Origin of the sequence: Pseudomonas sp. 58 R 12 (assembly GCF_900005865.1) — a bacterium.
Classification (GTDB): domain Bacteria; phylum Pseudomonadota; class Gammaproteobacteria; order Pseudomonadales; family Pseudomonadaceae; genus Aquipseudomonas; species Aquipseudomonas tritici.
In genome coordinates this window covers 464,771-488,292 of the sequence record NZ_CVTP01000016.1, presented here as the reverse complement: position 1 = coordinate 488,292, position 23,522 = coordinate 464,771, and the positions used below count along the sequence as shown (strand labels likewise).

The following is a 23,522-nucleotide window of genomic DNA, read 5'->3' as shown; positions in this document are numbered from 1 at the left end:
CGCGATGCATCCCAATGATGATGACCGCACCCAGTTCATGCCGCGCCCCGGTGGCCGCGCGCCGGAGCCTGTGCGTGCTGAACCCTCGCCGCTGGCGATGCCGGCTGCGCCGATGCTCACTGGCAAGAGCCAGGGCCTCAACCCGCTGGAAAGCGCCGCCGGCCCTTTGCTCGCCTTGCTGACGCGCCTGCGCAACACCATCGCCCACCCGGCGCCGGCCAGCCTGCGCGCGCAGTTGCTGGCCTACCTGCGCCAGTTCGAAGAGCGCGCAGAGGCGGCCGGCATCGCCCGCAACGAAGTGCTGTTGGCGCGTTACGCGTTGTGCACCGCCCTTGATGAAGCGGTGTTGAGCACGCCTTGGGGCAGCACCAGTGATTGGGGCAAGCAAAGCCTGTTGATCACCGTGCATAACGAAGCCTGGGGCGGGGAAAAAGTCTTCCAGTTGCTTGATCACTGCCTGCAAAGCCCACGGGAGCGCCTGTATCTGCTGGAGCTGTTATACCTGTGCATGTGCCTGGGTTTCGAAGGCCGCTACCGCGTGATGAACGACGGTCGCAGCCATTTGGAAACCCTGCGTGAACGCACCGCCGCCGCTATCCGCAGCGCCCGTGGCGAACATGAGCGCGAGCTGTCGCCGCACTGGCGCGGCGTGACCGTGGCACGGGATCGCCTGGCGCAATTCATGCCGCCGTGGATCGCCGTGGCCATCGGCGTCGCGCTGTTGCTGGCGTTGCTGTTTGGCCTGCGCCTCAAGCTCGCTTCGGATGCCGAGCCGGTGTTCAAGAATATCCATGCACTGGGCGAAATCCCGGTGCAGGCCATCGACCGTCCCGTGGCACAGCCGAAAGTGATCGAACGCCCGCGCCTGGCTGGCTTCCTGGTGGAAGACATCAAGGCCGGCCGCGTTGCCGTTGAAGATGCCGTTGACCGTTCCGTGGTGACCATCCGTGGCGATGAACTGTTTGCGTCCGCCAGCTCAAGCATCGTGGATGACTACCAGCCGCTGATGCTGCGCATCGCCGACGCCATCCGCAAGGTCAAGGGCCAGGTGCGCGTTACCGGGCACAGCGACAACCGCCCGATTGCCACGCTGCGCTTCCCGTCCAACTGGGCGTTGTCCGAAGCACGGGCCAAGTCAGTGCTGCAGATCCTCGCGGCCAAGACCGGCCAGGCGGATCGCTTCAGCGCCGAGGGCCGAAGCGACACCGAGCCGGTAGCCACCAACGCTACAGCCGAAGGCCGCGCCCGTAATCGTCGGGTTGAAATCACCGTATTGGCGGAGGGCGTCGAGTGAAGGCGTTTTTCAGTTTTATGATTCGCTGGGTGATCCCCGTGCTGGGCCTGATCGCCCTGAGTTTGATCATCTGGTTTGTCGGGCCGTTGCTCGACGTGCTGGTGCCGGAAGGGCGCCGTTGGGCGCTGATCATCCTGGTGTTTGCGCTGTGGATTGCCTACCGCGTGTTCCGCATCATCCAGGCCCGCCGCCAGGCCGCCGAAGTGATGCGCAGCCTGGCCGCCGAAACCCCGGCCGACCCCAACAGCGTCGCCACGGCCGAAGAACTCACCACCTTGCGCCAGCGCATGGACGAAGCGCTGACGCTGCTGAAAAAGGCCAAGCTCGGTGGCGATGAGCGCCGCAATCTTTACGAGCTGCCATGGTACGTAATCATCGGCCCACCGGGTTCGGGCAAGACCACCGCGCTGGTCAATTCCGGGCTGCATTTCCCATTGGCCGCGCAGTTGGGCGCGGGTGCCGTGCGTGGTGTTGGTGGTACACGTAACTGCGACTGGTGGTTTACCGACCAGGCCGTGTTGCTCGACACCGCTGGGCGCTACACCACCCAGGACAGCAACTCCACGGTGGATAAAGCCGCGTGGCTGGGCTTCCTCGACCTGCTGAAAAAGCAGCGCTCGCGTCGGCCTATCGATGGCGCTTTTATCGCCATCAGCCTGTCGGACTTGCTGCTGGGCACCGATGCTGAACGTGCCGCCCACGCCGCGGCCATCCGCCTGCGTATCCAGGAGCTGTACACCCAACTGGGCGTGCGTTTCCCGATCTACCTGATGCTCACCAAGCTCGACCTGGTGCCGGGCTTCATGGAGTTCTTCGACAACCTGAGCAAGGAAGACCGCGCCCAGGTGTGGGGCATGACCTTTGCCCTGGACGATGGCAAGAACAGTGACAGCCCGCTAGCGCACCTGCAGAGCGAATTCGCCGGCCTGGAACAGCGCCTCAACGAACGCCTGGTCGAACGCCTGCAACAGGAACGTGACCCAGCGCGGCGCGACCTGATCTACGGTTTCCCGCAGCAGTTCGGCGCGTTGAAGGATTGCCTGCAAAGCTTCCTCGAAGGCGTGTTCAAGCCCAATGCGTTTGAAGAGCGCGTGTTGCTGCGCGGGGTGTATTTCACCAGTGGTACCCAGGAAGGCAGCCCGATTGATCGCTTGATCGGCGCGATGGCCCAGAGCATGAATCTGGACCGCCAACACCTGGCACGCCAGAGCGGCACCGGCCGCAGTTACTTCATCGAAAAACTCTTCACCGCCGTGGCGTTTGCCGAGCGTGGCCTGGTGGGGGTGAACCCCAAGGTCGAGCGGCGGCGCAAGTGGATTGCTCGTGGTGTCCTCGCCGCCACCGTTGCGTTGGTGGTGGTGGTCAGCAGCCTGTGGTGGGTGAGTTATCGCGCCAACCAGGCGTATATCGCCCAGGTCGACCAAAAGGTCGCGCCGCTGGGCCAGACCGTCCAGAACCTGAGCCCGGCGCAGCGCGAAGTGCTCGCCGTGCTGCCGTTGCTCAACGCCGTGAAGAACCTGGCAGGCGACTCGCCGAGCTGGTCCGAAGGCCTGGGGCTGTACCAAGGCGACATGCTCGAAGCCGAATCCGCCAGCGTCTACCGCAAGCTGTTGATCGCCGTGTTCGCGCCACGCCTGGTGACGCGTATCGAAGAGCAACTGCACGGCGGCGGCAATTCCGACTTCCTCTACGAAGGCCTCAAGGCCTACCTGATGCTCGCTGACACCGAGCATTACGACCCGGACTTCATCAAGGCCTGGATCGCCCTCGACTGGGACCGCAACCTGCCGCGCGACCTGCCGGCTGATCAGCGCCAAGCATTGGCCGGGCACTTGCAGTCGTTGTTCGAGCGCCATCCGCCAAGCGCGCGCCTCGACCCACGTTTGATTGATGACCTGCGCCGCCAGTTGCAACAACTGCCGGTGGCCCAGCGCGTCTACGACCGGGTCAAGCGCCAGAAACTGCCCGAAGGCATTCCGGATTTTCGTATCAACGAAGCCGCCGGCCGTGACGCGGCGCTGGTGTTCAGCCGTAAAAGCGGCAAGCCGTTGGGCGAGCCGCTGAGTGGGTTCTTCACCGCCAAAGGCTATCGCCAGGCGTTCCTGCTGAGCAGCCTGAACCAGACCGGCACCCTTGCCGAAGAGCAATGGGTGCTGGGCCATGAACAGGCCGACCAGCAGAACGTGGTGAGCCTGGCCGCCGATGTGCGCCGCTTGTATTTCCAGGACTACCAGCGCCAGTGGGATGCCTTGCTGGCGGACATCGACTTTGTGCCGATCACCAGCGTGGCCCAGGCGGCCGACGTATTGCGGGTGATATCCGGCCCGACCTCGCCGCTGAAAAAACTGCTGGTGGCGGTGGCCAAGGAAACCGACCTGCAAGCCGAAGAACGCCAGTTGGCCGCCAAAGGCGTGCCGGTAGAAGGCGGCGTCGACAAGCTCAAGGAGCGCCTGGGCAGTCTGCTCGGCCAGGAACAACCGACCTCCAATGCACCGCAAGCAGCGGATGATCCGGTGACCGCGCACTTCGCCGAACTCAACAGCATCGTCAGCAAGGGCGAAGGCGAACCGGCGGCCATCGACGGCCTGCTCACGGACATGAACGCGCTGTATGTGCAGGTCAGCGCCATGGTCGGCGCCAGCGGCGATGCGTTGCTGGGCGAGGCGAAGAACCAGGCGGCGGCTGCGGCCACGCGGGTCAGCCTGAATGCCGAGCGCCAGCCGCCGCTGGTGCAGGGCATGGTCAAGTCGGTGGTCAATTCCACCACCAACAGCATGATGGGCGGGGTGCGTAACCAACTGAACGCGGCGTGGGTCAGTGAAGTGGTCAACGTGTATCGCCAGTCCCTGGCTGGGCGTTATCCGATGTCGCCGGGCAGCGCCCGCGATGCCACCTTGGACGACTTCGGCCAATTTTTCGGCGTGGGCGGGGTGATGGACAACTACTTCCGCAAATACCTGCAGCCTTACGTCGACACCTCCGCACAAACCTGGCGCTGGCAGCCGGGCGCGGCGCAGAAACTCGGGATTGCACCGGGCGTGCTGCAAACCTTCCAACGTGCGGCGACCATTCGTGATGCGTTCTTCAGATCGGGGGGCACGCAGCCCGTCGTGCGTTTCGAACTCAAGCCCGTGTCGATGGACCCGACCATCACCCAGTTCCTGCTCGACCTCGATGGCCAGCAATTGAGCTACGACCACGGCCCAAGCCGACCGGTTGCGATGCAATGGCCGAACCCCGGCAGCATTGGTGTGGTGCGTATTTCCATCATGCCGCCGTCGGCCAGTGGCCGCTCCGGTGTGACCCTCGACGGGCCGTGGGCGTGGTTCCGTTTGCTGGAGCAATCGGACCTCACCGCCGGTAATTCGCCGGATCGTTTCAACCTGCGCCTGCGGGTCGACGGCGCGAGCATCGCCTACGAGTTGCGCGCCAACAGCGCCTTCAACCCGTTCAAGAGCCGCGTGCTCAGCGGCTTCAGCCTGCCGGAGCGGCTATGACGACGCTGGGTTTCTACGGCAAGTTGGCCAGCCGCGGCGACTTTGTCAGCCGCGCCTTGCCCCAGAGTTTTATCGGCCCGTGGGACAGCTGGCTGGCGGCAGGCTTGCTCGCCAGCCAAAACAGCCTCGGCGGTGATTGGCTCAATGTGTACCTGGTCAGCCCGTTGTGGCGTTTTGTATTGGCGCCGGGCGTATGCGGGCCGGATGCGGCGGCGGGTGTGGTGATGCCGAGCATTGACCGGGTCGGGCGGTATTTCCCGCTGGCAGTGGTGGCGCTGCTTGATCACGACACCAATCCAGCGTCCCTCGTGGGCGGGCCGGACACCTGGTTCGAGCAGGCCGAAGAACTGTTGCTCAGTACCCTGGATGCCGGCGCCACCTTTGAGCGTTTCAATGACGGCCTCGACACCTTGGGCTTGCCGGCGACTGAGCCGCGCGCAGTGGACAGCCGCTTCGCCGGCCTGCAGCGCGTGAGCGCTACCGTGCCCCATGGGCGCATGACCGCACTCGCCGAACAGGCCTGTGAAGGCGCGAGTTTGTGGTGGGGCCGTGGTTCGCAACAGATTTCCCCTGGTTTATTGCGGTGTCAGGGCCTGCCTGCCGCTGGCGATTTTGCGCAGTTTTTGCTCGGACAAGAAGGTGTGGTGTAGATGGGGTCGACGTACAAATCCGCGAGCAAAAGCCATGTGGGCATGGTCCGCCAGGTCAACGAAGACGCCTGCCTGGACCTGCCGGAAAACCGCCTGTGGGTAGTCGCCGACGGCATGGGCGGGCATGCGGCGGGGGATTATGTCAGCAGCCTGATCGTCGACAGCCTGCGCGGTGTGGCGCTGGGCCGTTCCCTTGAAGAATATTGCGCGGCCTTGCGCAATGACCTGATCCGCATCAACGCTGCCGTGCGCGAAGAAACCGCCAACCGTGGCGTGACCATGATGGGCAGCACCGTGGTGTTGCTGGCGGCGCGAGGCTTGCGTGGCGTGTGCCTGTGGGCCGGTGACAGCCGCTTGTATCGCCTGCGTGACGGCGTGCTTGAAGGCATTTCCCGCGACCACAGCTACGTGCAGGACCTGCAAGACAGCGGTCTGCTCAGCGAAGCCGATGCGCGCACGCATCCGCGCGCCAACATCGTCACCCGCGCGGTGGGCGTGGAAGCCCAGTTGGAGCTGGCGGCGGTTGACCTGCTGATCGCTCCCGGCGACAGCTACCTGCTGTGCAGCGATGGGCTGAACAAGACCGTCGAAGACCATGAAATCCGCGAAGTCCTCAGCCATGACACACCGGATGAAATCGTGCGCAGCCTGGTGCACCTCGGGCTTAGCCGGGGCGCGCCGGACAACATCACCGCCATCGTCGTGAAGGTATCGTCATGAACATCGTCATCCCGGGTTATGACATCGAAGGCGAGATCGGCGAAGGCGCCATGGCCAGCGTGTACCTGGCGACCCAGCGTTCGCTGGAACGCAAGGTGGCGTTGAAGGTGATGGCGGCGGCACTGGCGGCCGACCCGAGCTTCTGCGAGCGTTTCCTGCGCGAGGGCAAGACCCTGGCGCGCTTGTCGCACCCGCACACGGTGACCATCCATGACATCGGCAATGTCGGTGAGCTGTATTACATGGCGATGGAATACCTGCCCAACGGCACGCTCAAGGAGCGTATTGCCGCTGGCCTGACGCCGGAGCAGGGCGTGACGCTGATCCGCCAGATCGCTTCGGCGTTGGGCTATGCCCACGCTCAAGGCCTGGTGCACCGCGATGTGAAGCCGGCGAACATTCTGTTTCGCGCCGATGGCACGGCGGTGCTGTCCGACTTTGGTATCGCCAAGTCGTTGGATGACCGCACTCAATTCACCCAGGCCGGTTTTGCCGTGGGCACGCCGAGCTATATGAGCCCGGAACAGGCGCGGGGCCAGGAGATCGACGGCCGCGCCGACCTGTATGCGCTGGGCGTGGTGCTGTATGAAATCCTTGTCGGCAAGCTGCCCTACAGCGGCACCGATGCGCTTTCGACTGCGCTCGCACACCTGACCGAGCCGTTGCCGGAATTGCCGGTGCACCACGGCCGTTATCAGGGCGTGCTGCGCAAGCTGTTGGCCAAGGACCCGGCGGAACGCTTCCCGGATGCGGCGGCGTTGTTGCTGGCGCTGGACCAACTGCCGGCGGACTCACCGGAAGCCACGCTGGTGCGGCCGCTGCCGATCCCGCTGAGCTTTGATCTGGCGGGCATGACCCCGGTCACCATCGATATTCCGACCGATAAACCACAGCCGCAACCTGCAGTGCGCCAACCTGTGGTGACTCCGACGCAACACAAAGCCGTGTCCGAGCAACGCCGTGGGCCGGTGTTGGCCCTGGCCGCTGTTGCGGTAGCGGTTGCATTGGCCATTGGTGGCGCCAGTTATTGGTGGTTGAGCGGCAGCGATGAGCCGGCCAAACCGCCTGCTGCGGTGGTGCCCAAGGTGACGCCACCGCCAGTCGCTGAAGTGGATGGCGGTCAGCGACCGCTGTTGATGGCGGGCAAGAAGACCCTGTTCCAGCGTGTGCTCAGCAAGCCCGGTGCGAAGCTTTCAGCGGATGCAGGCAGCGCGCCAGGAAAGGCGCTGCCTGCGTTCTCCGTACTCTACGTTTACCAGCGCAAAGACGTCGACGGCAGCCCGTGGGTACGCGTCGGCGCGGCCACCGATGGGCGCAGCGATGGTTGGTTGCCGGCCGCGCAGGTCAGCGACTGGAAGCAGAGCCTGGTGCTGAAATTCACCGAGCGCTCGGGCCGGGCGCCGGTGATGTTCCTGCGCCAATCGGGCGAAGTGGAAAAGCTGTTGGCTGACCCGGCCGCCGCCAAAGGCGTGCTGGCCAAGGCGCAGAAAAACAGCGAAGACAATGGCCAGGTCCTCGCGTTGGAACCGACTGCCAGCGCCGTGCCGCAGAACCAGTTCTACCTGTTGCCGATCTTCGACTCCAAAGAGAGCTTTGACGAAAACGGCCAGCCGGTGCAGTTGCTCAATGTGGCTTCCATCGATCCAGGTACCAGCGCGGTTAAACCGGCCACGCCTGTGATCAAGGCGAATGCCGACGCCTTCCGCACGGCCGTTGTATTGGTGGTCGACACCACCGTGTCGATGCAGCCCTACATCGACCAGATCCGTGACGTGGTGCACGAACTGCAAACCCGCATCGGCGAGCGCGGCGAGTTAGACAGTGTCAGCTTCGGCATGGTGGGTTTTCGCAGCAGCATCAAGAAAACCCCTGGCCTGGAATACGTCGCCAAGACCCTGATCAGCCTCGATCAAGGTCGCGACCCGCAACGCTTCCTCGACATGGCGCGCCAGGTCAAGGCGTCCACCGTGTCCAGCCATTCGTTCAACGAAGATGCGTTCGCCGGGGTGATGCAGGCGGTGGACGGCATGGATTGGTCCGGTTACGGCGGGCGCATCATCCTGCTGGTCACCGATGCTGGCGCACTGCGCAAGAACGACCCGTTTGCCGCCACCCAGATGAACGAGGCGGAAGTGCGTCAGGCCGCGCTGGGCAAGCAGATCAAGATCTACGCCCTGCACCTGCGCACCGATGCCGGCAAGAAAACCCACGCCGGCGCCGAAAGCCAGTACCGCATCCTCACCGCCGACGCCAACCCGCAGATCGGCGACCTCTACACGCCGGTGCCGGGTGGCGACGTGCGCAAGCTGGGCGAGCGCGTCGACGAGATCGGTACGGTGTTCGCCAACCTGGTGCACCAGGTGCGCAGCAATACGCCGCAGCCGGTGCCGTTGCTGAGTTCTGCACCAACCTTGGCAGACAAATCCGCAGCAGTCGGCTATGCCATGCACATGGATTTCCTGGGGCGCAAAACCGCAAGCCAGGCGCCGCAACTGGTCAGCGCATGGACCGCCGACCGCGACCTTACCAACCCGGCGCTGCCGGCGTTCCAGGTGTGCGTGATGCTGACCAAATTGCAGCTCAACGACCTGCAGCAGTCGCTGAAACTGATCGTCGATGCAGCGCGCAAGACCCAGACCTCACCCAAGGATTTCTTCCAGGAAATTGCCAGCGCCTCGGCCTACATGAGCCGCGACCCGCAAGCCTTGCGCAAGGGCGGCAACCTCGCCGACGGCGGCATCCTCGGCGAATACCTCGAAGGCCTGCCGTACCGCAGCAAATCGCTGAACATGACCCAGGACCTGTGGTTGTCGTTGAGCGTGGCCGAGCAGGAAGACTTTATCGACGAGCTGGATTCGAAAATCCGCCTCTACGAGACCTTCCACAATGACGTGGCCAATTGGGTCCGTTTCGGCGATGCCGAGCCGGGTGATGCGTTGTACCGCGTGCCGTTGTCGACGCTGCCGTGATGCTGAACCTGAACGCGGTGCACAAGAGCCGGGGCGTCGGCAGCCAGCGCTATAGCCTGGTGATTCCGGCGCTGGCGCTGCGCGCGGGTGAGCAATTGGCGATCGTCGGGCCCAGCGGGTGTGGCAAAAGCACGTTGCTGGACCTGTTGGCGCTGGTCCTGGCGCCGGATCAGGTCGGGCAGTTTGAATTCAATCAGCACGATATCCGTGGGCTGTGGCGCAGCGATCAGCAATCCACGCTGGCCGCATTGCGCAGCCAGCATTTGGGCTATGTGCTGCAAACCGGTGGCTTGCTGGGCTTTCTCGATGTGCGCGGCAATATCGCCCTGTCGCGGCAACTGCTGGGTTTGAAGGATGACGGCAGCGTGGCACGCCTGGCCGAGCAGCTGGAAATCAGCGACCAGTTGGCCAAGAAACCGGCGGCGCTCTCCGTGGGCCAACGCCAGCGCGTCAGCTGTGCCCGTGCGCTGGCGCATGCACCGCAACTGGTGTTGGCAGACGAACCGACGGCGTCGCTGGACCCCTTGAATGCCGAGCGCGTGATGCAGGCGTTGCTGGCCCAGGCTCGCGAACACCGCGCGGCGTGTGTGATCGCCACCCATGACGAGCCCCTGGCGCGCGCCAGTGGCTTGCAGGTGCGACGTATCAGTTGCCGTCGCGACACCGACGGCGGCGTCACCGCCACCCTTGGGGAGGCGTGCTGATGCGCATCGGTCTGGTGGCGTCGCTGGCCTGGCAGGATTACCGCAACGATGCGTGGCTGTCGGCCTGTTCGGTGCTGGCGCTGGTGGCGGTGATCGCGCCGTTGCTGGTGTTATTCGGCCTGAAATTTGGACTGGTTAGCAGTTTGACCGAACGTTTGCAGACCGACCCCGCCACCCGTGAAATTATTCCGTTGGGCGGTGGTCGATTCAGCAGTGCATTTATCGAGCAGCTCAGTCAGCGCAGTGACGTGGCGTTTGCCGTGCCCCGTACGCGGCAGATTGCAGCGACGGCGCAAGTGGGTACGCTGAGCCTGGAAATGCTGCCGACCGCGGCGGGTGATCCGTTGTTGGGCGGTCTGCCGGTGCCAAAGGGCCTGGAGCAGATCGTGCTGAGCCACACCGCTGCTGAGAAGCTCGCGGCGCGGCCCGGCGATTGGCTGGAGACCAGCTTTGCTCGGCAAGTGGCAGGGCGCGTAGAAGCCCAGCGCACGCGCGTGCAGGTGTTGGCGGTATTGCCGCTGGAAGCCTTTGCCCGTGACGGTTTGTTTGCTGAATTGAGTTTGCTGGAAGCGGTTGAAGATTACCGCGATGGCCGTGCAGTGCCGACGTTGGGTTGGGCCGGTGATGAGGCGGGAGTGAGCGAACAGCGCGTGTATCCCGCGTTTCGCCTGTATGCCCGCAATCTCACCGATGTGGAGCCGCTGCGGGTGTATTTCGCGGGACAGAATGTGTTGGTGTCGACCCAGGCGCAGACCATTGCGCAAGTGCAGTCGTTAAGCCGCAACCTGTCGATCGTATTCTGGGTGATCTGCGGGCTGGCATTGGCGGGCGCGTTTGCGGCGATCTTTGCCGGAGCGTTGGCCGCCGTGGCGCGCAAGCGTCGAGAATTATCCGTGTTGCGCCTGTTGGGGTTTTCCACAGGCGGGCTGTTGGTGTTTGTGGTGGTGCAGGCGCTGTACAGCGCAGGTTTTGCGGCTGCGCTCAGTGCCGGGTTGTATGGCCTGGCCGAGGCCGCTTTGAATCAACTATTTGTGCAGGTGCCGGGCGAATACGCCAGCCATCTGCTGGCGCGTCATTACGGCCTGGCCCTGGCTGCTGTGCTCGGCGTAAGCGCCGTGGCGGCGGTGTGTGGCGGTTGGCGAGTGGCGCGTATCCAGGCTTCTGAAGGAATCAGAGATGTATAAGTTACTGGGCGCCGCCGTGGCGCTGAGCCTGGCCTCGATGGCCTGGGCTGATGAAGCGGGTGACAAACTCGACAACCCCAAGCCGTTGCCGGATGACGTGAGCCTGCCGCTGCCGTGTGAAGGCAACATGGTATTCCGCTACGCCTACGTGCTGGCCCAAGGGACCCTGGACGATCGCGAAATCAGCCTCGGCTACCCCTTTGCCGAAGGCGAAGCGGGCTATCAGCAGTCGTTTATTTCCGGTTACCGCCGCGACTTCATCAACGGCCAGTTCACCCTCAAGGATTTGCCCAAAGAGTGGAACAAAGTCATCGCGCCGTTGATGCCGAAGACCGATGCCAAAACCCCGCTCAAGCCGATGCTGTACTTCATCGGCAAGTACGAAGTGACTGCACGCCAATACGCACAAGTGATGGCCCAGGCGCAGTCACTGGCCAGTGGCGAACCGGCGCCTGCGTGCGACGCGCCCACCGGCATGGCCGGGCGCTTGCCCAAGGTGAAACTGTCGCGCTTTGAAGCCGAGCGCTTCTCGGCGGTGTACAGCGCCTGGCTGATGAAATACCACCGCGAGTTGCTGCCGGTCAGCGGGCGCGGTTCGTCAGCGGAGGATGGCGGGCTGGGCTTTGTGCGCCTGCCCACCGAAGTGGAATGGGAATATGCCGCGCGCGGTGGCCAAGCCGTGAGCCGTCAGGACCTTGAAGGGCGCCTGTTTCCGCGCCGTGTCGAGGGCAGCGAAAGCGACGGCCCGCTCGGCGATTACGCCGTGTTCAACCAGGTCGCCGGCGGCACTGGCCAGGCCGCACGCCTGATGCCCATCGGCACCAAATTGCCTAACCCGATTGGCCTGTTCGACGTGATCGGCAATGCGGCGGAAATGGTCCAGGAATCCTTCCAGCTGGTGCATGCCGGGCGCCGTCAGGGCACCTATGGCGGCTTTGTGGTCAAGGGCGGCAACTATTTGGAAGGCGAGGGCACGCTGTTCACCGGCATGCGCCGCGAGTACCCGCTGTTTGCGGCCGACGGCACCGAGCAAAGCAACGAGACCACCGGCTTTCGCGTGGCGATTGGCGCATTGTCGGCGCCGCGTTCGCGCTACAAGGAACTGTTCGCGCAGTGGCAAAAGGAGGGCCGCCTGGCTTCGCTGACTGACGCCATCGACGACGCCCAGGACCCGACCAAACGCCTGGACAGTATTATCGCTGCCAGCGTCGACCCCAAGCTGCAAGCCGAGCTTGGACTGGTCAACGAAGAACTTAAGCGCAACGTCTCGCTGATCGCCCAGCAACGCGAAGAAGCGGCGGGCAACCTGATTCAGTCCGCCGCGTTGGTGGCCGAAACCATCAGCAACTACAACATTCGCTTGGCCAATCTGCAAAAGAGTCGTCAGCAGGCTATCGACAACAAAGACGAGGCCAGCGCGCAGCTGTTTGACATGGCGATTGCCAACGGCCGCAGCGCGCTGGATGGCGCAGTGGCGATCTATATCGACAACCTGGCCACCGGCACGCGCTATACCGATGCGGTGATCCAGGCGCAGTTTCAACGGATCAAGGAAGAGTTGGATCGCAAGCCTGTGCTCGGCAAGAGCCTGGTGACGCGCGCAACACTGTTCGTTCGTCATGTCGGCAACTACCGCAAGCAACAGCGGGCCGACCCGGCGACGATCTTGAAGGAATTGCTCGCAGCGAGCGGTCAGCGATGATCGCTGGCTGTATGGCGAGCTTGGAAGGGACTCAGGCGGCGGTGGGCCGTGCTGGGCAAGTCAAACTTAAAAGAGAACACACCTATGCTTTTTTCCCGTAAGGCGGTTTCCAAGCGTCACTTGCTGCTGATCGCGGCCGGCTTCAGCACTGTGCTGACCGGTTGTGCCACGTCGCCGGCCTCCAAGGTCGCGTCGAGCACCAAGGTCGAGTACTACCCGAACTGCTACGAGCCGGTGCAGCACCTGCGCGCGACTGATTCGGACATGACCAAGTCGGTCGTCACTGGCGCGGCCATCGGCGCGGCCGGCGGTGCACTGCTGGGTGCTTTCACTGGCGACAAGGAAAAGCGCGGCCGCAACGCCGCGATTGGCGCTGCGGGCGGCGCCCTGGCTGGTGGCGCGGCGGGTTACTACACCGAGCGTCAGAAGCAGATCAGCGATGACAACCAACGCATTGCTTCCTACTCCACCGACTTTAACAAAAGCGCGTCCGACATCGACCGCAGCACCGCTTACGCCAAAGCCTCGCAGCAGTGCTACCAGAGCGCATTCACCAAGCTGGTGGCCGACCGCAAGGCCAAGACCGTCAACGACACTGAAGGCCGCAAGCGCCTGGCGGAAATCGTTTCAGGCCTGAAGGAATCCAATGACCTGATCGTCGCGGTCAACGGCAAAGCCAGCGAAGACCTGAACAACTACACCCAGGCCTACGAGAAAGACCTGCAGCAAGTAGGCGTGCAGCGTAATGACGTGGTCACCGTGGCCCAGGCCGACGTGGCGCCGCCGGTTGTACCGGCCAAGAAAGGCAAGAACCCGCCAAAAGTCGCGAAGAAGAAGGACTTGCCGGTCGTGCCTAAAGAAGCGGTCACCACCGAGAAGAGCATCCAGACCGTTCAGGCCAAGCAAGCTGAAAGCAAGCAGGTCGCCAGCGCCGGCAAGGCTCAGATGGAAGGCGCCTGCCGCGATCCAAACCTGGTCGACTGGGCACCGGTACCTTGCCCAAACGTTTAAGTAACATGCTGCTATAAGCGTCAAACGCCAGCCGATCTTCCGCTAATGCGCTAGATCGGTGGCGTTCTCTTTGCAAATCGTTAAACTGCTGCGGCCACTCAATAATTACATCGAGGCCGTGTGCATGAAATTTCGTCTTCTGCTGTGGGTGCTGGGCCTGATGATGGGCAAAGCCAGCCGCACCAATCCTGCCTTCCAGCAGCAACTGGGTGATAAAGACCTGGCTTTCCAGCTGCAGACCCTCGACGGCAAGGTTGCCCGTCACTTCATCGTCAAAGACCAGCGCATCACCAGCCGCTCAGGTGTTCACCCTGCGCCGGCGTTTGCCATTGCCTTTAAAGATGCCGCCTACGGCTTCGCCACGATGCAGGCGAAGAACAAGCAACTGGCGTTCATGACGGGGATTCAGGACAAGTCGATCCAGATCAAGGGCAACCCGGCGCTGGTAATCTGGTTCCAGGGGTTGACCAAGTATTTGAAGCCGAAGAAAAAGAAGTAGTCTTACAGGTAGACCGAGGTGGATTCATCGCAGGCAAGCCAGCTCCCACATTCGACCGCATTCCAAAGAATGTACTCGGTCAAAATGTGGGAGCTGGCTTGCCTGCGATAGCGGAGTAACAGGCAATAGACTCAGCCCTGGCTGAACTGGGAAGCCAGTTCGCGGAGCAACACCTCGGCATCCAGCACTTTGCCGACTACCTCTTCAGCCTTGTCCCGCGTCAGCCCCAGGCGCTCAAGCAGCGCATCCGGAATCGTCTCATCCGGCCCGGAACCAATCCCCCGGCTGCGCAACAAGCGCACGGCCAAACACACCAGGTTCGGATACTCAGCGTATTGCCCGTCATAAGTCGGGTCGTGCTGGAAGCGCAGCGCGGTGGATAACTCATCCGGCATGTCCCAGTAGCGCATCAGCCAGGCACCGATCTGCTCGCGGCTGATGCCCAGCAGGTGTTGCTCGACATAGCTGTGGCACAGGTGCGGGTTGACTTCCAAGTGACGGCAGATCAGCGAGAAGTGCGGCGGGAACACGTGCGCCAGCAGCAGATAACCGAAGTTGTGCAACAGGCCGGCGAGGTAGGTCAGGCCGGCTTCCGGGCGCTGGGCGCGCGGCATGGCGCGGGTCAGGCCCTCGATCACGGCGGCGGTGTAGATCGACTGATGCCAGTACGGCGTGGCTTGGTGCGGGTTGTCCTTGGGCAGGCTCAAGGTCTTGCCCAGCGCGAGGCCCAGCGCCAGGTTGATCACCAGGTCAAAGCCGAGCACGCGCACGATGGCGTCTTCAACGGAGCGGATCTTGCCCGGCGACGCGTAGTACGGCGACGCGGCCCAGCTCACGACTTGCGCGGCCAGGGCCGGGTCGGTCTCCACTACGCCGGTGATGTCATCGATGGTGGCGTTGGGGTCGACACGCAGCTTGATAATCTTCTGCGCAGTGTCGGCCAGCGGGGGAATCTCGATGGTCGCTTCCAGGCGCTGCTGGATGCGGCGCGCGGTGAACGCCTGCATGGCCTGGGTGATTTCCTCACGGTCATCATTCGGGCGGTCAAGGTTGGGGCGGATGTTGCTCAGCGGCTCGCCGAAGTGGCCGGCGCTGGCCTTGGTGAGCATGGTCTTGAAGGCGTCGCTGGAGATCTCCAGCAACAGGCCTGCTTCACCCGAATGCACCAGCAGGCTCGGCTCGTTGAGCAGGCTGCCTTCGTACAGGCACGGCGAGCTGGTGAGCGGCGGCAGGCCCGGCAACAGGCTCAGCTCATGTTTGCCGAGCATGCGTGCGACGCGGTCCGGCGACACGGCGATAAGGCGGCGGCCAGTGAGCTCGGCGAGGCGGTTGAGGTCGAGCAGCTGGTTCTGCGGGAACAGCACCATCAGCGCGCCCACTGCATCTTCCAGCAGCACCGCCTGGACCTTTTGCGCAGGATTCAGGCCCGGTAGATCGCTGACTTCCGTGTAGGGGATGGCGAGTTTTGCGAGCAGAGCCCGAATGACCGGCGGGGCGGTCAGTGGGGCTGTGGCGAGGGCGACTTCTGACATGGCCTGATCCAATTTCGTACAGTCATCGAAGTATAACCAGCTTGATACACCTGTAGGTCGGTTAAGTGCGTCGCACCTTACACTTGACCGTATTGCTGCCCGTGCCTGAGCCAGCGATCCAGCAACGGGCTGACGTGTTCCGGCCAGCGTTCCATCAACGCTTGCGCCGCATCGCGCACGGCGGGGAGCAAGTCGGCGTCGCGCATCAGGTCGGCAACCTTGAATTGCAGCAGGCCGGTCTGGCGAGTGCCGAGCATTTCGCCGGGGCCGCGCAGTTCGAGGTCTTTTTCGGCGATGATAAAACCGTCGTTGGTTTCGCGCATGATGCCCAGGCGCTGACGGCCGATCTGTGACAGTGGCGGGTGGTAGAGCAGCACGCAATGGCTGGCGGCGCTGCCCCGGCCAACACGGCCGCGTAACTGGTGCAGTTGCGCCAGGCCAAGGCGCTCGGGGTTTTCGATGATCATCAGGCTGGCGTTGGGCACGTCCACCCCCACCTCGATCACGGTAGTGGCCACCAGCAGTTGCAGGTTGCCGGCCTTGAATTCGGCCATCACCGCGGCCTTTTCCACAGGTTTCATGCGCCCGTGGATCAGCCCGACCTTGAGCTCACCCAGGGCGCTGGTGAGGTCTTCAAAGGTGGTTTCGGCCGCCTGGCAGGTCAGTTCTTCGGACTCCTCGATCAGGGTGCACACCCAATACGCCTGGCGGCCTTCGGCACAGGCACCGCGTACGCGCTCGATCACTTCGACACGACGGGTGTCGGTGACCAGCACAGTGTTGACCGGGGTACGGCCGGGCGGCAATTCGTCTAGGATCGAAGTGTCGAGGTCGGCGTAGGCGCTCATGGCCAGGGTGCGCGGGATCGGCGTCGCGGTCATGATCAACTGGTGCGGGTTCATCCGGCCACCCACGCCTTTCTGGCGTAGGGCCAGGCGCTGTTGCACGCCGAAGCGGTGCTGTTCGTCAATGATCACCAGGGCGAGGTTCTTGAACTTCACTTCGTCCTGGAACAGTGCGTGGGTGCCCACCACCATCGGTGCGCCACCGGCGATTTGCTCCAGCGCGGCCGCACGCACCTTGCCCTTGAGCTTGCCGGCCAGCCACGCGACTTCCAGGCCCAGCGGTTCGAGCCAGCGCTTGAAAGTGATGAAGTGCTGTTCGGCGAGAATCTCGGTGGGTGCCATCAGCGCTACCTGGTAACCGGCTTCCAGTGCTTGCAAGGCAGCGAGGGCGGCGACCACGGTCTTGCCCGCGCCCACGTCGCCTTGGATCAGCCGCAGCATCGGCTCTTTCTGGCTGAGGTCGTAGGCGATTTCATTGCCGACGCGCTGCTGGGCACCGGTCGGCGCGAAGCCGAGGTTGGCCAGGTATTGGGCAGGCAAACGCGTGGCCTTGGGCATCGCCGGCGCGCGCAGGGAACGCATGCTCTCGCGCAGGCGTTGCTGGGACAGTTGGTGGGTCAGCAGTTCTTCAAAGGCCAAGCGGTGCTGGGCCCAGTGATGACCCAGCGCCAGTTCATCGACATCGGCGTCGGCGGGCGGGTGATGCAGGTAGCGAATCGCATCGTCCAGCGGCGCCAGTTGATAGTCGCGGGCCAGTTCCAGGGGCAGCCAGTCGGGCAGGCTCTTCGGGCCAAGCAGCGCCAGGGTCTGCATGCACAGTTGGCGCAGGCGCTGCTGGGTCAAGCCTTCGGTGAGGGGGTAGATCGGGGTGAGTGTGGTGTCGACCGGCGGCGGTTCGTCGCCAGTGATGGCGCGGTATTCCGGGTGGTAGATCTCCAGGCCCGATGCGCCGGGCCGCGCTTCGCCATAGCAACGCACGCGGGTGCCGCGTTTGAGGCCCTCCTTCTGCGCGTTGCTGAAATGGTAAAAGCGCAGGCTCAGGCCGCCGGTGCCGTCCTGCAGGCGCACGACCAGGCTGCGGCGCTTGCCCATCACCACGTCGGCGCCGCTGACGGTGCCTTCGACCACCGCATCCTGCCCAGGGCGCAGATGGCCGATGGGCACCACGCGGGTGCGATCCTGGTAGCGCAGGGGCAGGTGAAACAGCACGTCCTGGAGGTTCTCCAGGCCGACCTTGGCCAGCTTCTCGGCCATGGCCTCGCCGACACCCTTGAGTGCCGTCACCGACACCTGCGACAGCTCTGTCATACCGTTGCTCAGCTCGCGGCAGGCGGCTTGGCCACCGAACACAGGCGAATCGAGTCGGCGAGGATCTCAATCGCTTTGGGCCGTGGGAAGCTGGCGCGCCAGGCGATCGCCACGGTGCGGAACGGCACCGGCGGCGTCAGTGGGCGCACTGCGATTACGCCGGGGGCGTAGTGATGGCTGTCCACTGCCGACAGCGGCAGGATTGAAATGCCCAGGCCGGAAGCGACCATGTGGCGAATGGTTTCCAGGGAACTGGATTCCACCGTGGTGTGCTTGGCGCCGTCGTTGCCTTTGGTCAGCGTCGGGCAGGCTTCCAGCACCTGGTCGCGGAAGCAGTGGCCTTCGCCGAGCAGCAGCAGGCTCTTGTCGTTGAGCAGGCCGGCATCGATAGTGTCTTTTTGTGTCCACGGGTGGGAGGCGGGCATCAACACGTAGAACGGCTCGTCGTAGAGCGGCAGGGTCAGTACGTCTGCTTCGTTGAACGGTAAGGCGATGATGATCGCGTCCAACTCGCCGTTGCGCAGTTTGTCGCGCAATACGTGGGTGAAGTTTTCTTCGATATACAGCGGCATCTGCGGCGCGACGCGATGCAGTTGCGGGATCAGGTGCGGAAACAGGTACGGGCCGACGGTGTAGATGGCGCCGACTTTCAGCGGTGCAGTCAGCTGGTTTTTGCCGGCCTGGGCCAGTTCGCGAATGCTTTGCGCCTGCTCCAGTACCTTCTGGGCCTGGGCCACGATGCCTTCGCCCACCGGGGTGAGGCGCACGGCGCTCTTGCTGCGCTCGAAAATCAGCACACCGAGTTCGTCTTCAAGCTTTTTCACGCCCACCGACAGCGTCGGCTGGCTGACGTGGCAACGCTCGGCCGCGTGGCCGAAGTGCTGCTCTTGGGCGAGGGTAACGATGTAGCGTAATTCTGTAAGAGTCATAGCGGGCGTCCATGAAGTTGCGGGCCAAGCATACCGGCTGCAATCGATAGACGCACGTTATCAGAACTTTGCTGGGGATTGAGCGGGGAGTGCGGAGGATTTAGCTAAAAACGGATTTTTTGAGGCAGTGAATTCAAATGTGGGGCTTGCCCGCGATGCAGGCACCTCGGTCTATCAGTTGCACCGAGGTGATGCTATCGCAGGCAAGCCAGCTCCCACACAAGCTGACTCCTGCAACCTTTAGCGACGGCGTTTCTCGATGTTGTACACGAACGGTGCAACGATCTCGATGCTGCCGCCTTTCAACATATCGGCTGGCGGCTTGGGCAGCGGCTGGGCACGACGGATCATGTCCAGGGTTGCGCGGTCCAGGTCAGCGTTGCCGGAACGGCCCACCAACTCGTAGGACAGCACGTTGCCTTCGGCATCCACCACAAATTTCAGGCGGTTCAAGCCTTCTTTGCCACGGGCCTGGGCACCTGGCGGGTACTTCTTGTACTTCTGCAAGTGCGCCAACAGTGCGCCTTCCCAGGACGCTTTGGCGGCGACCTGTTGCGGCGACGGGCCAGGTACGGGCTGGGCCGATTTTTCCGCTGGCGTGTTAGTCGGTGGAGCGTCGCTCGGCGGTTCCTCGGAGGGTTTCTCCTTGGGTGGCTCGATCTTTTTCTCCACAGGCTTGGGCGGCTGCGGTTTTGGCTTGGGCTTGACGGGCTTGGGCACCTGGATCGTCGGCTTGGGTGCCTCGGCCAGTTTCGGCAGGGGCAGCTCTTCGACCGGGGCAGGCGGTTGCGGCGGCGTGACCACCTTGGGCGGTGCCGGCGGCGGTGGGGCTGGCATCGGTGCCAGGTCGATGACCATGGCAGCCGGTGGCAACTGCACCGTACGCGGCGCTGACCAATGAAGCGCGATAGCGATCGCGACGGCATGCACGCCCAGTACGACGGCGAGGCTGGTGCCATAACGCGTCAGTTTGTGGCGCGTTGTGATCATTTCTTGGCTGCCGTCTCAAGTCCGACCAGGCCTACCTTGAGGTAGCCGGCTGCCCGCAGGGCATCCATCACGCTCATCAGGTCGCCGTAGTCCACGCCTTTGTCGGCCTGGAAGAAGATCGTCGTGTCTTTCTTGCCTTGGGTCTTGGCGTCGAGCACCGGCCCCAGGGTTTCAGTCTTGACTTCTTCTTCACCCAGGAACAGGCGTTGGTCCGCCTTGACGCTGAGGAAGATCGGCTTCTCCGGCCGCGGCGCAGGCTTGGCGCTGGACGCGGGCAGGTCGACCTTGATGTCCACGGTCGCCAACGGTGCGGCCACCATGAAGATGATCAGCAGCACCAGCATCACGTCGATAAACGGCGTGACGTTGATTTCGTGGTTCTCGACGAGTTCGTCGTCGCCTTGATTCAAATGCAGGCCCATGGCCGATTACCCCACTTTCACCATGTGCGGTTGCGAGCTGCGCTCGGTAGGCAGGTGATCGAGGTCGCGGCTGACCAGCAGCAGGACTTCTGCCGACGCGTCCGATACCTGGGCCTTGTAGCCGGCAATCGAACGGGCGAAGACGTTGTAGATCACCACCGCAGGAATCGCGGCAACCAGGCCCAGGGCAGTAGCCAGCAAGGCTTCGGCGATGCCGGGGGCAACGACGGCAAGGTTGGTGGTCTGGGTTTTAGCGATGCCGATGAAGCTGTTCATGATGCCCCACACGGTACCGAACAGGCCGACGAAGGGCGCGGTGGAACCGATGGTTGCCAGCACGCCGGTGCCGCTGCTCATGTTTCGACCGCAGGCCGCCACCAGGCGCTCCAGGCGGAAGGCCACGCGTTCCTTGATGCCTTCTTTCTCGCGGGCGTTGGCCGACAGGCGCATTTCTTCCAGCGCGTCGTGCACCAGGGTGTTGGCCAGGGTGCCTTTCTTGGTCGCGCTTTCGCTCGCTTCCTTAAGGGTGGTGGCCTTTTTCAGGTGGACGATTTCGCTACGCAGGCGACGCTTGGCGCCCAGCAGCTCGAAGCCTTTGGCGATCCAGATGGTCCAGGTGATGATCGAGGCAATGGCCAGGCCGATCATGACGGCTTTCACTACAACGTCGGCGTTCTGATACATGCCCCACGGCGACAGGTCGTGGGCCATGCCCAAGGTGTTGTCTTCTTCCAGAACTACGCCGGTTTCGTCGGTGGAGGCTGGGTCAGCAGCCTGGGCCGGGTCGGTAGCGGCTGGCGCGGCGGCCGGAGCGGCCGGTGCGGCAGCAGCAGGCGGGGGCGTCGGCGCGGTGGCATCAGCAAAGGCGGCGGTCGGTGCCAGCATAACGCTGAACAGCAGCGCAGCAATCGCGCGCCAGGCGCGGGACGGGCTGTGAAGCTTGGTTGGCGAAGCGGGGGTTGTATTACGTGTCATGCTGGCCGGACCTGAGTAAAAAAATGAGTGATCGTCCTTCCAGACCCAAGGGGTCGAGGACAAATGGGCGGTTATTATTGCAAGTAATTCTTGTTAACAGAAGTAATACAGTAACTTTATTTGTGCTTTTTCTGGCCGTCGGTCTACCGCGACGGCTAACCTAGACCTTTCAATACGGAGTTTTGTGATGTCAGCGCCTTCTGTTGTGATTGCCGGATGTGGCGATGTGGGTAGTCGGCTGGCTAGCCAATTGCTCGCCTCGGGATGGGAGGTGCACGGCCTGCGGCGTGATATTTCGCGGCTGCCCGCCGGCGTGATTGGCATTGCCGGCGACCTGTTCAACAAGGATTGCCCTGACACCTGGCCGATCGGCGGGGTGGATTACCTGGTGTACTGCGCCGCCGCGACTGACCACGACGAAGCCGGTTATCGCGCCGCTTATGTAGAAGGGCTGAAACACGTACTGGAGTGGTTGGGCGACTACGGTCAGGAGCCGAAACACTTGCTGTTTGTTTCCAGCAGCAGCGTCTATGGGCAGCAGAATGGAGAGTGGGTCGACGAAACGTCGGAGACTCAAGCCAAGGGTTATTCCGGGCAAGTGATGCTGGAGGCTGAGCAAGTGGCGCTCAATAGTGACATCCCGGCCAGCATCGTGCGTCTGACCGGTATTTATGGCCCAGGCCGCGAATGGCTGCTGACCCAGGTTCGCCAGGGCTACCGTGTCGCAATCGATCCGCCTTTATATGGCAACCGCATTCATGCGGATGACGCGGCGGGCTTGTTGGCGTTTTTGTTGCGGCATGTGGAGCAGAGTGGCTCGCTGGATAAGGTCTACATCGGCGTCGACGATGCGCCCGCACCGCTGGCGGAAGTGGTGGCGTGGTTGCGCGAGTATCTGGGTGTGACGGAGTGGTCCGAGGATGCGAGTGTGCGTCGTGCCGGCAGCAAGCAGTGCAGCAATGCGCGAGCGAAGACGCTGGGCTGGGCGCCGACCTACCCAACTTACCGCGAAGGCTACGCGGCGATCCTCAAAGGCTGAAACACAGTCAAAAAATGTGGGAGCTGGCAAGCCAGCTCCCACATTTGGATCTGTGTTTGGCTACTTAATTACTTTTCCAGCAACCACTGCCGCGGTCCGGGCGTAAACGAAGGCACTTCATCCGCTCGCGCAGTATTGATCGCCTGGAAGATTTCCAGCTGCTTGCCTTTGCGCACGAAAATCCACGGGTTGCCCTGGCCGTTGAGTTGCAGCCAGATGCTGTCATAGCCGCCGCTCATGGAGGCGCAATCACCGGCCAGGCACAGCGAGTACCGATCAACATTAGGCAAGCCGACAACCTTGCCGTCAGCCTGGAACTGCACGATGGCGCCGCTACCGAAGCCGTCGCTGATCTTCCAGTCGCCGCCCATGTAGGCCGCGTACAGCGCACGCTCAAAGTTGGCGCCTATGGGGGCACCTTCCGGCGCGGGGTCCTTGGCGCGGGCAAACAGCTGTTCCGGCTCGTTGTCGTTGGCCGATTGCAGCAGTTGTTTGCCTTTGCGCTTCAATTCGGTAGCTGAGCTGCCGTAGAAATCCACGCTCCAGGCGCCGGATTTTTCACCCAGCAATTTGCCTTCGGCTACTTCAAAGCCGTTGTAGTAGCGCGCCTGCGAAGCCTTGGTATTAACCTCCCATTCGAGGTTAGGGCCATAGCTTTGCAAGGCTTCACGCAAAGGGCCGCCTTTGGCTGCCGCATCGATGGCGACCTGGTTGATCCAGGTGCCGCTCACGTCCAGGTCGGCAGGGTTGCTGGCGCAGCCGCCGAGCAGCAGGGCGAGCAGTGATGAGGCTACAAGCGCTTTGCGCATCATGAAATCCTTTTAAAACGAAGTCGGCGCAGCCTATGGGAGGGCCGCGCCGGGTGTTTTACTCGATGACCAGAATCGCGTCCATCTCAACCTGTGCACCCTTTGGCAGGGCAGCAACGCCGATGGCTGCGCGGGCTGGGTACGGCTGTTCGAAGTACTTGCCCATGATCTCGTTGACCTTGGCGAAGTGGCTCAGGTCGGTGAGGAAAATGTTCAGCTTAACGATGTCCTTGAACGAACCGCCAGCAGCTTCAGCAACCGACTTGAGGTTTTCGAAGACCTGCACGGTCTGTGCTTCAAAGCCTTCCACCAGTTCCATGGTCCTTGGGTCCAGCGGGATCTGGCCAGACATGTAGACGGTATTGCCCGCCTTGATCGCCTGGGAGTAAGTGCCGATCGCGGCCGGGGCTTTATCGCTGGTGATAACGGTCTTGGTCATTTAT

At 63.0% G+C, this 23,522-nt stretch carries 19 protein-coding genes; 11 read left to right on the top strand and 8 right to left on the bottom strand.

What is annotated here, in order from left to right:
- Positions 1 to 4: 4 nt before the first annotated feature.
- From BFP95_RS11640 to BFP95_RS11595, 10 genes are all read left to right on the top strand, one after another.
- The gene (locus BFP95_RS11640) at positions 5 to 1,294 is read left to right on the top strand and encodes a DotU family type VI secretion system protein (RefSeq protein ID WP_065910108.1); all 1,290 of its coding nucleotides are present in this window, start codon (positions 5 to 7) and stop codon (positions 1,292 to 1,294) included.
- Positions 1,291 to 4,791, top strand: coding sequence for a type VI secretion system membrane subunit TssM (gene tssM, locus BFP95_RS11635; RefSeq protein ID WP_065910106.1), 3,501 nt, complete (start codon positions 1,291 to 1,293; stop codon positions 4,789 to 4,791). Before BFP95_RS11640 ends, tssM begins: the two co-directional genes overlap by 4 nt.
- On the top strand, positions 4,788 to 5,441 hold the full coding sequence (gene tagF, locus BFP95_RS11630) for a type VI secretion system-associated protein TagF (protein ID WP_065875490.1): 654 nt from the start codon (positions 4,788 to 4,790) through the stop codon (positions 5,439 to 5,441). The genes tssM and tagF overlap by 4 nt, the downstream gene beginning before the upstream one ends.
- A complete protein-coding gene (locus tag BFP95_RS11625) occupies positions 5,442 to 6,161 on the top strand; it encodes a PP2C family protein-serine/threonine phosphatase (RefSeq protein WP_065875489.1) in 720 nt (239 codons plus the stop codon). It abuts the gene before it with no gap.
- Positions 6,158 to 9,130 carry a serine/threonine-protein kinase gene (locus BFP95_RS11620; RefSeq protein ID WP_065910104.1) on the top strand — a complete coding sequence of 991 codons (2,973 nt, stop codon included), beginning with the start codon at positions 6,158 to 6,160 and terminating at the stop codon, positions 9,128 to 9,130. Before BFP95_RS11625 ends, BFP95_RS11620 begins: the two co-directional genes overlap by 4 nt.
- The gene (locus BFP95_RS11615) at positions 9,130 to 9,834 is read left to right on the top strand and encodes an ABC transporter ATP-binding protein (RefSeq protein ID WP_065891309.1); all 705 of its coding nucleotides are present in this window, start codon (positions 9,130 to 9,132) and stop codon (positions 9,832 to 9,834) included. Before BFP95_RS11620 ends, BFP95_RS11615 begins: the two co-directional genes overlap by 1 nt.
- The gene (locus BFP95_RS11610) at positions 9,834 to 11,018 is read left to right on the top strand and encodes an ABC transporter permease (protein ID WP_065910102.1); all 1,185 of its coding nucleotides are present in this window, start codon (positions 9,834 to 9,836) and stop codon (positions 11,016 to 11,018) included. Before BFP95_RS11615 ends, BFP95_RS11610 begins: the two co-directional genes overlap by 1 nt.
- On the top strand, positions 11,011 to 12,720 hold the full coding sequence (locus BFP95_RS11605; protein WP_065910100.1) for a formylglycine-generating enzyme family protein: 1,710 nt from the start codon (positions 11,011 to 11,013) through the stop codon (positions 12,718 to 12,720). Before BFP95_RS11610 ends, BFP95_RS11605 begins: the two co-directional genes overlap by 8 nt.
- An 84-nt stretch (positions 12,721 to 12,804) precedes the next feature.
- Entirely contained in the window at positions 12,805 to 13,731 is a 927-nt protein-coding gene (tagQ, locus tag BFP95_RS11600) for a type VI secretion system-associated lipoprotein TagQ (RefSeq protein WP_049710921.1), read from the top strand.
- A 124-nt stretch (positions 13,732 to 13,855) separates the two neighbouring features.
- Positions 13,856 to 14,230, top strand: coding sequence for a hypothetical protein (locus BFP95_RS11595; protein WP_003195530.1), 375 nt, complete (start codon positions 13,856 to 13,858; stop codon positions 14,228 to 14,230).
- A 131-nt stretch (positions 14,231 to 14,361) separates the two neighbouring features.
- On the opposite strand, the gene BFP95_RS11590 is transcribed toward BFP95_RS11595, so the two are convergent.
- The 6 genes from BFP95_RS11590 to exbB form a co-directional block, all read right to left on the bottom strand.
- Positions 14,362 to 15,762 (bottom strand): aminoacyl-tRNA deacylase and HDOD domain-containing protein, encoded by a 1,401-nt coding sequence (locus BFP95_RS11590; RefSeq protein WP_065875484.1) that lies wholly within the window; start codon positions 15,760 to 15,762, stop codon positions 14,362 to 14,364.
- A 77-nt stretch (positions 15,763 to 15,839) separates the two neighbouring features.
- Positions 15,840 to 17,915 (bottom strand): ATP-dependent DNA helicase RecG, encoded by a 2,076-nt coding sequence (recG, locus tag BFP95_RS11585; protein ID WP_065910227.1) that lies wholly within the window; start codon positions 17,913 to 17,915, stop codon positions 15,840 to 15,842.
- A gap of 8 nt (positions 17,916 to 17,923) precedes the next feature.
- Positions 17,924 to 18,844 (bottom strand): hydrogen peroxide-inducible genes activator, encoded by a 921-nt coding sequence (locus tag BFP95_RS11580; RefSeq protein WP_003213305.1) that lies wholly within the window; start codon positions 18,842 to 18,844, stop codon positions 17,924 to 17,926.
- A gap of 240 nt (positions 18,845 to 19,084) precedes the next feature.
- Positions 19,085 to 19,834, bottom strand: coding sequence for a TonB family protein (locus BFP95_RS11575; RefSeq protein ID WP_065880286.1), 750 nt, complete (start codon positions 19,832 to 19,834; stop codon positions 19,085 to 19,087).
- A complete protein-coding gene (gene exbD, locus BFP95_RS11570; RefSeq protein ID WP_017526806.1) occupies positions 19,831 to 20,256 on the bottom strand; it encodes a TonB system transport protein ExbD in 426 nt (141 codons plus the stop codon). The genes BFP95_RS11575 and exbD overlap by 4 nt, the downstream gene beginning before the upstream one ends.
- Before the next feature lie 6 nt (positions 20,257 to 20,262).
- On the bottom strand, positions 20,263 to 21,231 hold the full coding sequence (exbB, locus tag BFP95_RS11565; RefSeq protein ID WP_065910098.1) for a tonB-system energizer ExbB: 969 nt from the start codon (positions 21,229 to 21,231) through the stop codon (positions 20,263 to 20,265).
- 187 nt (positions 21,232 to 21,418) lie between these two features.
- Here exbB and BFP95_RS11560 point away from each other — a divergent pair, with 187 nt between their 5' ends.
- Entirely contained in the window at positions 21,419 to 22,270 is an 852-nt protein-coding gene (locus tag BFP95_RS11560; protein ID WP_065910096.1) for an SDR family oxidoreductase, read from the top strand.
- A gap of 68 nt (positions 22,271 to 22,338) precedes the next feature.
- On the opposite strand, the gene BFP95_RS11555 is transcribed toward BFP95_RS11560, so the two are convergent.
- On the bottom strand, positions 22,339 to 23,079 hold the full coding sequence (locus BFP95_RS11555; RefSeq protein ID WP_065875480.1) for a hypothetical protein: 741 nt from the start codon (positions 23,077 to 23,079) through the stop codon (positions 22,339 to 22,341).
- Between the two features lie 58 nt (positions 23,080 to 23,137).
- Positions 23,138 to 23,518 (bottom strand): RidA family protein, encoded by a 381-nt coding sequence (locus tag BFP95_RS11550; RefSeq protein WP_065875479.1) that lies wholly within the window; start codon positions 23,516 to 23,518, stop codon positions 23,138 to 23,140.
- Positions 23,519 to 23,522: the final 4 nt, after the last annotated feature.

Coding starts and splice junctions, on each gene's coding strand:
- BFP95_RS11640 (WP_065910108.1), top strand. CDS start 5: ATGCATCCCAATGATGATGACCGCACCCAGTTCATGCCGCGCCCCGGT.
- tagF (WP_065875490.1), top strand. CDS start 4,788: ATGACGACGCTGGGTTTCTACGGCAAGTTGGCCAGCCGCGGCGACTTT.
- BFP95_RS11625 (WP_065875489.1), top strand. CDS start 5,442: ATGGGGTCGACGTACAAATCCGCGAGCAAAAGCCATGTGGGCATGGTC.
- BFP95_RS11620 (WP_065910104.1), top strand. CDS start 6,158: ATGAACATCGTCATCCCGGGTTATGACATCGAAGGCGAGATCGGCGAA.
- BFP95_RS11615 (WP_065891309.1), top strand. CDS start 9,130: ATGCTGAACCTGAACGCGGTGCACAAGAGCCGGGGCGTCGGCAGCCAG.
- BFP95_RS11610 (WP_065910102.1), top strand. CDS start 9,834: ATGCGCATCGGTCTGGTGGCGTCGCTGGCCTGGCAGGATTACCGCAAC.
- BFP95_RS11605 (WP_065910100.1), top strand. CDS start 11,011: ATGTATAAGTTACTGGGCGCCGCCGTGGCGCTGAGCCTGGCCTCGATG.
- tagQ (WP_049710921.1), top strand. CDS start 12,805: ATGCTTTTTTCCCGTAAGGCGGTTTCCAAGCGTCACTTGCTGCTGATC.
- BFP95_RS11595 (WP_003195530.1), top strand. CDS start 13,856: ATGAAATTTCGTCTTCTGCTGTGGGTGCTGGGCCTGATGATGGGCAAA.
- BFP95_RS11590 (WP_065875484.1), bottom strand. CDS start 15,762: ATGTCAGAAGTCGCCCTCGCCACAGCCCCACTGACCGCCCCGCCGGTC.
- recG (WP_065910227.1), bottom strand. CDS start 17,915: ATGACAGAGCTGTCGCAGGTGTCGGTGACGGCACTCAAGGGTGTCGGC.
- BFP95_RS11580 (WP_003213305.1), bottom strand. CDS start 18,844: ATGACTCTTACAGAATTACGCTACATCGTTACCCTCGCCCAAGAGCAG.
- BFP95_RS11575 (WP_065880286.1), bottom strand. CDS start 19,834: ATGATCACAACGCGCCACAAACTGACGCGTTATGGCACCAGCCTCGCC.
- exbD (WP_017526806.1), bottom strand. CDS start 20,256: ATGGGCCTGCATTTGAATCAAGGCGACGACGAACTCGTCGAGAACCAC.
- exbB (WP_065910098.1), bottom strand. CDS start 21,231: ATGACACGTAATACAACCCCCGCTTCGCCAACCAAGCTTCACAGCCCG.
- BFP95_RS11560 (WP_065910096.1), top strand. CDS start 21,419: ATGTCAGCGCCTTCTGTTGTGATTGCCGGATGTGGCGATGTGGGTAGT.
- BFP95_RS11555 (WP_065875480.1), bottom strand. CDS start 23,079: ATGCGCAAAGCGCTTGTAGCCTCATCACTGCTCGCCCTGCTGCTCGGC.
- BFP95_RS11550 (WP_065875479.1), bottom strand. CDS start 23,518: ATGACCAAGACCGTTATCACCAGCGATAAAGCCCCGGCCGCGATCGGC.